The organism is Sphingopyxis sp., assembly GCF_051861155.1.
Classification (GTDB): domain Bacteria; phylum Pseudomonadota; class Alphaproteobacteria; order Sphingomonadales; family Sphingomonadaceae; genus Sphingopyxis.
In genome coordinates, this window is the sequence record NZ_JBHYDE010000007.1 from 237,501 (window position 1) to 244,042 (window position 6,542).

The window sequence follows — 6,542 nt, forward strand, 5'->3', positions numbered from 1 at the left end:
GCGATCGACAGGAGGCTTTCGTTGACCGAACCAAGCGTGCCGCGCCTGAGCGTCGACATCGTGTCCGACGTTATGTGCCCATGGTGCATCATCGGCTGGCTGAAGTTCGAGACGGTGATGGCGCATTTCGCGGGGCGGCTGGATTTTCGCGTCCAATGGCACCCGTTCGAACTCAACCCCGACATGCCGCGCGAGGGCGAGGATGCGGCTGAGCATGTCATGCGCAAATATGGCATCACCGCCGAACAGAGCCGCGCCAACAGCGGCAAGATGGCGGGCGTCGCCGCGGACCTCGGCTTTGCATTCAACCGTGGTCCCGATTTCCGTATGCGCAACAGTTTCGATGCGCACCGCCTGCTGACTTGGGCTGGCGCCCTGGAAGAGGCCGAGCAAGCGGCGGCGACGGGCGTGCAGACGGCGCTGAAGCTGGCGCTGTTCGCGGCACATTTCACCGACAATCGCGACGTCAGCGATCATGTCGTGCTGGCCGACGTGGCCGCGTCAGTCGGGCTTGACCGCACCCGCGCCGCGACGATCCTGGCATCGGGTGAGTTTGGCGAGATGGTGCGCACCGAACAGGCCTATTGGGCCGACCAGAATATCACCGGCGTCCCCGCCTTCATCCTGGGCGGCCGGATGCTGGTCCCCGGCGCGCAGGATCCCGAGGTGTTTATCCGTGTCATCGAGAATAAGGTGCTTGCTGCGGCGGCGTGATGTGCTGGCGTGCGGTTGGCAGTTTGTCCGCGGCAGCGTCACTTCGGAGCCTTTTCCGTATAATTGGCGCTCATAGCGGAGCAGCCGTGTTGGGCTTTTGCTAAGCCTTTGGTGGCAGGGTCGGCGACATGGCCGGTCCCGACTTTCATTATCCACGGCAACGCAACCTCCGCCGCCGCAGCCCGATGCGGCCGCGCCGCCGAGTCGGGTCCAATCTTTGGCTGACGCCCGTCATGGCGATTGCCTTTGTCGCCGCGCTGGCGACCTTTCAGCGCTTTCCGGACGGCGTGTCGATCGACTGGGAACCCGGCGCCATTGCGGCCAGCTTCGCGGGGGTCAAGGCCGCGCCCACGGATGACAGGCTGTCGGCGAATTTCGGCATTTGCCACAGCGGCGGCGGCAGCAGCTGCGTGGTCGACGGCGATACCTTTTGGTTCGCGGGCGACAAATATCGCATCGCCGACATCGATACCCCCGAAACGCACCCCGCGCGCTGCGCGGAGGAGGCGGCGCTGGGCGCGGCGGCGACCGAGCGGCTGCACGAATGGCTGAATGCCGGGGCGTTCAGTCTGGAAAGCGCCGGACGCGATGCGGACCAATATGACCGCAAGCTGCGCATCGTGACGCGCGGCGGCACGAGCGTTGGGGCGGTGCTGGTCGCCGACGGGCTGGCGCGGCCATGGGAGGGTCGGCGCCGCCCCTGGTGCTAGTCCAATGAACGACGGGGCGGTCGGGCGCTGCGGCATAGCGACCGCGACTGCACGGCGGGCGCGGCTTTGGGGCGGCTGGTCGGACAGCATGGATCGAACGCGTCGGCACGGCGTATGATGGGCGTGCCTCTCGCGGACCGTTCCGCAGCACGGCAAGGAGAATGACCATGGCTGAGCATGACCATAGCGCGATCAAGGAACATATGGACGTCATCGGCGCAGACGGCGTCCATGTCGGCACCGTCGACCATCTCGACGGTGAGCGCATCAAGCTGACCAAGAGCGACAGCGGCGACGGCAAGCATCATTATCTGCCTGCCGGGCTGGTCGCGGCGGTCGAGGGCGACACGATCCGCCTTTCGGCCACCGGCGCCACCGCGGTCGACCTGTTCGAAGAAGCCGAATAGCGGCATGACATAACAGAGGGCCGGCGGCGCAATGGGGCGCCGCGGCACCGAAACTGGCCCGCGTCTGCCCCCTCGACGCGGGCCATTTTCATGTCGGCCGACGGCGTCTGGTCCTTGATGATTTTTCAAGGCGTTGCGACTAGGCTGGTGCGCGATGAGGAGCGAGCGAGGGGATCGGGGGGCGCGGCGCGGGCGCGCGGTGGCGGGGCGGCTGGTCGCGGCGCTGCTGCTGTTCGCGGTCGGCTATGGTATCGCCAACCGCTTTCAGCTGACCCACGGCGTCGCGTATCGCTATGCCGCGGGCGACCCGCAGGGCGCGGTCACCGCCTTTCTGTTCCTGGCGTTTCAGGCCGCGGTGCTGCTGGCGGCGTTGTTGCTGTTGCCGCGGCGCGGGGCGGCAATGCTGCTGGCGCTCGTCGCGGCGTCGCTGCTGGTCAACATCGGTTACAGCCAGATCGTGCCCGAGCTGGTCGACGGCGGTTCGCTGGCGTGGATGATCGCCGAGGTGCGCCAGCTGGGCAATGCGGCGGGCGAGTTCGGCAGCGATTTTGTGCTCGTCGCGGTGCAGGTGGCGGCGGCGCTGGCGCTGTTCGTCGCGGCACGGCGGCTGGCGCGCGGCGCCACCCTGATGCCGTGGAACAAGGGGGTCGCTGCGGCGCTGCTGGTCCTGCTGGTCGCGCCGAGCCCGATCTATCGCCATAGCGCGGCTTTTCCGGAAAGCGCGGAACGAAGCCTCTATGGCCTTGGCTGGGATTTGATCACCGCACCGCCGGCACCGCCGCGCGCGGTGGTTGGACTGACACCCGACCCGGCGGCGTCCGCGCCGCGGCATATCGTCTGGCTGATTGACGAAAGCGTCGCCGAGGCGCCGTTCCGTCGGCTGATCGCGCCGACGTTGGCGGCGGTGCCGCATAGCGATTTTGGGGTGGCGGCGGCGCTGGGGCATTGCAGCGCGCCGGCACAGGTCGCGCTGCGGTCGGGAGTCGATGTTCTGAATGTCGGAAAAGGCACGGATATGCGGCGGACGCCGTCGATCTGGGGCTATGCCAGGGCGGCAGGATACCGGACGATCCTGATCGACGGACAGACCGCGGGGGCGCCGCAGAATCTGTTGCTGCCGCCCGAACGCGCGCTGATCGACGACTATCGCCCGATGGTCGGCGGCATCGACGCCGACCGAAAGATCGCCAGGGCATTGAACGCGCAGCTGAAACGCGGCGGCAAGAGCTTTACCTATGCGGTGCTGCGCGGCGTGCATTTCCAGTATCGCGATCATTATCCGCCGGGTGCGGCGGCGGCGGACGCGCCGGTCGCGGCGCAATATGCCACCGCGCTGCGCTGGTCGAAGCGGGCGTTTTTCGCGGAGCTGCTGGCGGGGGTCGAGCGGGGCGCGGTGGCGATCGTCTATACGTCGGACCATGGCCAGAACCTGACCCCCGGCGCGCTGCCGCATTGCAGCCGCGAGGCGGTGGCCGACGAATTTCGCGTGCCGCTGCTCGCTTTTCTGCCCGATACGCTCGCGGCGCGCTATGTCGCGGCCCCGGCCAGCGGCCATTCGGCGAGCCAGATCCTGCCCGCGACGCTGATCTGGATGGGCTATGACGCCGCGGCGGTGACCGCGCGTTACGACCGCGACCTGACTGCGCCGACGCGGCGCTATGTGTGGTTCGGCCGCACCGTGATCCCGACCGGGGCCGAGCGGGACATCGATGTGACCTCGGGATCGCGCTTTCCGGGCGATGAGGACAACCCGGGGTGGCGCGGCGCGGCGGCGATGCCTATCTAGGCGGCGATGATCATGGGGACCGAATGATGGTGGTAGTGGCCAGGCTGCGCGCTGCGCCGATCGTGGGGTGGCAGGCGGGGTGCGCGGTGCTGCTCGGCGTGCTGCTCGCGCGGTTGCCATGGAGCGGCGATCCGCTCGATGCCGTCCGCTACATGATCTTTGCCCAGCCGCTGGCGGTGATAGGAATCGCGGCGGTGCTGATCGTCTGGGCCTATTGGTTGGGGGTGTGGCGGCGGCGGCGCACCTATGTCCGCCACGACGGGCGGACGCTGTACCGCGGCGGCGCGGCGTCCTGGCCGCTGGCGGCGATCCGCGACGTGACGATCGTGCGCGGCGAACTGGGCATGACGTCGCTGCGGCTGGTCGTCGACGACGACAGCGAGGTGACGCGCGAGCTGGTGAAGCTGTACCTGCTGGCCGACCGGCCCGAGGTGGTGCGCGACGCGGTGATGTTCGCGGTGGCGCGCGCGGGGGGCGTGCAGGTGATGGGCGCGGTGCATTGAGGGTGGCGGTGGCGCGGTGATTCGGCTTCACGCGAAGGCGTGGGGGTGCGAAGATTTTCCTTCATCGTCACCCCGGACTTGATGCCGGGGTCCATGCTGCGCCGCTGAAGTGGATGCCCGATCAAGTCCGGCATGACGAAGGAGGGTGCGGTGCGCGGGGTAACAACGTCACGCCCCCGACGGCGGCATTAGGCAATTGGGACTTAGTAAACTGCCACCGTAATTCCCGTAATTCGAACTAGAAGTTTTGCACTAAACCATTCTAATCGCTTATATATCGGCAGCATCTTGTAAAGCTGCTGTTTGAACGGATTTCAAACCGAAAACCCGCCCGAATTCCGCCGGTTCGAGCTAGCCGCCAGCACCTTCTTGCCCTGCGGGGTCAGCGCCCATTTTGCGCCCTGCTTCACCACCAGTCCCAGCGCGGTGAGTTCGTCGCGGATCGGGTCGGTGGGGAGTTGGGGGCGGCGGTTTGACAGGCCTTCGAGCGTTGCTCGCTGCGGTTGGCTGAGGATGATGAGCTTCTGTTTTTCGGTCATCTGCTTTTCCTGAGTGGGTTGCCGGGGGCGTTGCTTTATCCTTCGGTAGCCTACCCCGCTGCGACTGGCCAGCGGCGCTGGCAAATCTCGCTGGGCACTTCCCCTGACGGGATGGCGTTGGAGGGAGGGCGGCTATTCGGCGACGATGTCGACGTTCGAAACTTTTGAGCTCTTCCCGGCTGAATCCTCGACGTTGCGGTCCTTCAATGTGCCGAAGAAGAACTGTGACAAGGTTGAGGGGGGCAGCTTGTCCGATAGGCCGGTAATCGGAAGCTTGGTCGGATGCGGATGGACATAAGTGCCAAATACGCGATCCCAAAACGTGAAAATCGCCGCGAAATTTTTGTCGTGATGCTCGGGGAGTATGCTGTGGTGCAAATGATGCGTCCGGTTGTCTGTAAGGATGATGTTCAGCTTGCCAAGATTTATCGGCGCCGACGTGTGGTTTAGCCTGTCATGCAATATCTGAAACGCGACAAGAATGACGATTGTGTCGGCCTTGAACCCGATCAATGTACCGAACGCGATCAAGCCTAGCCGCTCCACGATTGAGTCCACCGGGTGGGTGTTGCTGTTTATCGCGTTGAGGTCTTCAATGGCATGATGCACCGAATGGAAGCGCCACAAAAAGGGTATCGCGTGCTCCAGGCGGTGCGCGAGATACCCTACGAAGTCAGCAACGACCAGCGTCCCCATTGCCAAAACCAGGCCAGCCACTGGCAGAAGGAATTCTGGGAAGTGCGCGTGTTCCAGCACAAGCAGGGGCTGGAAGCCTGTCGTTGGAATCACGCGATTGAGTATCGGGATGATCAGTAGGATGAATGAAACTCTCAAGATCAAAGGAAAGGCCAGCGCTTTCCAGTTCTTTGGCGATCCGACCAACACGTATTCGGCCAGAAAGAAGGCCATGAAGATGATCATCCCCTTGAGAACGTACCAACTCGCCGCCAGGCCGACGAACAGCGCCGCTTTGGCGAAGCCTTTTAGCCCGCCGACCACCAACATTTGTTTTATAGATGAAATTAGCTCGCGGCCGAGGTGAAGTTACCAATCTGTAGTAAGGAAATGCCCGGCGGCGAGCAGAATCAATAGCGCATATGCAAGATAACCTGCCGCACTCGCTTTAATATTGGCTGCGCGTTCAATCGCTGCCGTCGCCGACGAAGCCATGCTTGCTTCCTGTTGCTTGAGTTGGGATGGAGGAAATGTAGCTATATGCCGCTGACTGCAAACTCTGGTGCAGCCATTGGGCCGGCGCCGACCGTAAATTCGACGGTATCGATTATATGGAACACCCGCATCCGCACATAGATGGGCGGAGTGTCAGCTATTTCATTCGGCTATGGCTTCGCATTTGCTGACCGACGGAATTGCAGCGGGCCCGCTCCAGCGAGAGAATCGTTGCAAATCCTACTCCGCGGCAATCCCCGCCTGTTTGAACATATCCTCGCCGTCGGTTTCGGCGGTGATCACCGGGGTGCTGTCGTCGTTCGCCTTGGCCTTCTTGCGGTTGTCGAAGCTGGACCAGACATTGTTCCACTCGCCGCGCGTCGCGCCCTTGCTGTATTCGGTGGCGCGCGTTTCGAAGAAATTGGCGTGTTCGACGCCGTTGAGCAGCGGGGCGAGCCAGGGGAGGGGGTGTTCCTCGATCATATAGATCGGCGCGAAGCCGAGTTGGCCGAGGCGCCAGTCGGCGATGTAGCGGATGTAGCGCTTGATCTCCTTCGGCGTCATGCCGGGGACGGGGCCCTGTTCGAACGCGAGGTCGATGAACGCATCCTCGAGCCGCACCGTCTTCTGGCAGGTGTCGATAATGTCTTCCTTCACCGCCTTGGTCAGGCAGTCGCGTTCCTTCACGAAGGTATGGAACAGCTTGATGATGC

Annotated in this window: 9 protein-coding genes; 5 read left to right on the forward strand and 4 right to left on the reverse strand. The window is 64.1% G+C overall.

The annotated features are described in order from the left end of the window. Nucleotides 1-21 precede the first annotated feature (21 nt). The 5 genes from ACTIFP_RS14315 (at nucleotide 22) to ACTIFP_RS14335 (ending at nucleotide 4,120) form a co-directional block, all read left to right on the forward strand. A complete protein-coding gene (locus ACTIFP_RS14315) occupies nucleotides 22-714 on the forward strand; it encodes a DsbA family oxidoreductase (RefSeq protein ID WP_439569382.1) in 693 nt (230 codons plus the stop codon). 128 nt (nucleotides 715-842) lie between these two features. Beyond that, nucleotides 843-1,424, forward strand: coding sequence for a thermonuclease family protein (locus ACTIFP_RS14320; RefSeq protein WP_439569383.1), 582 nt, complete (start codon nucleotides 843-845; stop codon nucleotides 1,422-1,424). Between the two features lie 167 nt (nucleotides 1,425-1,591). After that, nucleotides 1,592-1,831, forward strand: coding sequence for a DUF2171 domain-containing protein (locus ACTIFP_RS14325; RefSeq protein ID WP_439569384.1), 240 nt, complete (start codon nucleotides 1,592-1,594; stop codon nucleotides 1,829-1,831). A 154-nt stretch (nucleotides 1,832-1,985) separates the two neighbouring features. Further along, nucleotides 1,986-3,617, forward strand: a complete 1,632-nt coding sequence (locus tag ACTIFP_RS14330; RefSeq protein WP_439569385.1) for a sulfatase-like hydrolase/transferase — start codon at nucleotides 1,986-1,988, stop codon at nucleotides 3,615-3,617. Nucleotides 3,618-3,640: 23 nt separating this feature from the next. Further along, nucleotides 3,641-4,120, forward strand: a complete 480-nt coding sequence (locus ACTIFP_RS14335; RefSeq protein WP_439569386.1) for a hypothetical protein — start codon at nucleotides 3,641-3,643, stop codon at nucleotides 4,118-4,120. A gap of 314 nt (nucleotides 4,121-4,434) precedes the next feature. Here the strand turns inward: ACTIFP_RS14335 and ACTIFP_RS14340 are convergent, their stop codons facing one another. The 4 genes from ACTIFP_RS14340 to ACTIFP_RS14355 all read right to left on the reverse strand — a co-directional run. Next, entirely contained in the window at nucleotides 4,435-4,659 is a 225-nt protein-coding gene (locus ACTIFP_RS14340) for a hypothetical protein (RefSeq protein WP_439569387.1), read from the reverse strand. Nucleotides 4,660-4,791: 132 nt separating this feature from the next. Beyond that, nucleotides 4,792-5,664, reverse strand: a complete 873-nt coding sequence (locus ACTIFP_RS14345) for a sterol desaturase family protein (RefSeq protein ID WP_439569388.1) — start codon at nucleotides 5,662-5,664, stop codon at nucleotides 4,792-4,794. Between the two features lie 39 nt (nucleotides 5,665-5,703). Further along, complete coding sequence (locus ACTIFP_RS14350; RefSeq protein ID WP_439569389.1) at nucleotides 5,704-5,829, reverse strand: hypothetical protein; 126 nt, start codon at nucleotides 5,827-5,829, stop codon at nucleotides 5,704-5,706. A gap of 240 nt (nucleotides 5,830-6,069) precedes the next feature. Then, nucleotides 6,070-6,542 (reverse strand): ribonucleotide-diphosphate reductase subunit beta (locus ACTIFP_RS14355; protein WP_439569390.1); only part of this gene is annotated, 473 nt, incomplete at its 5' end.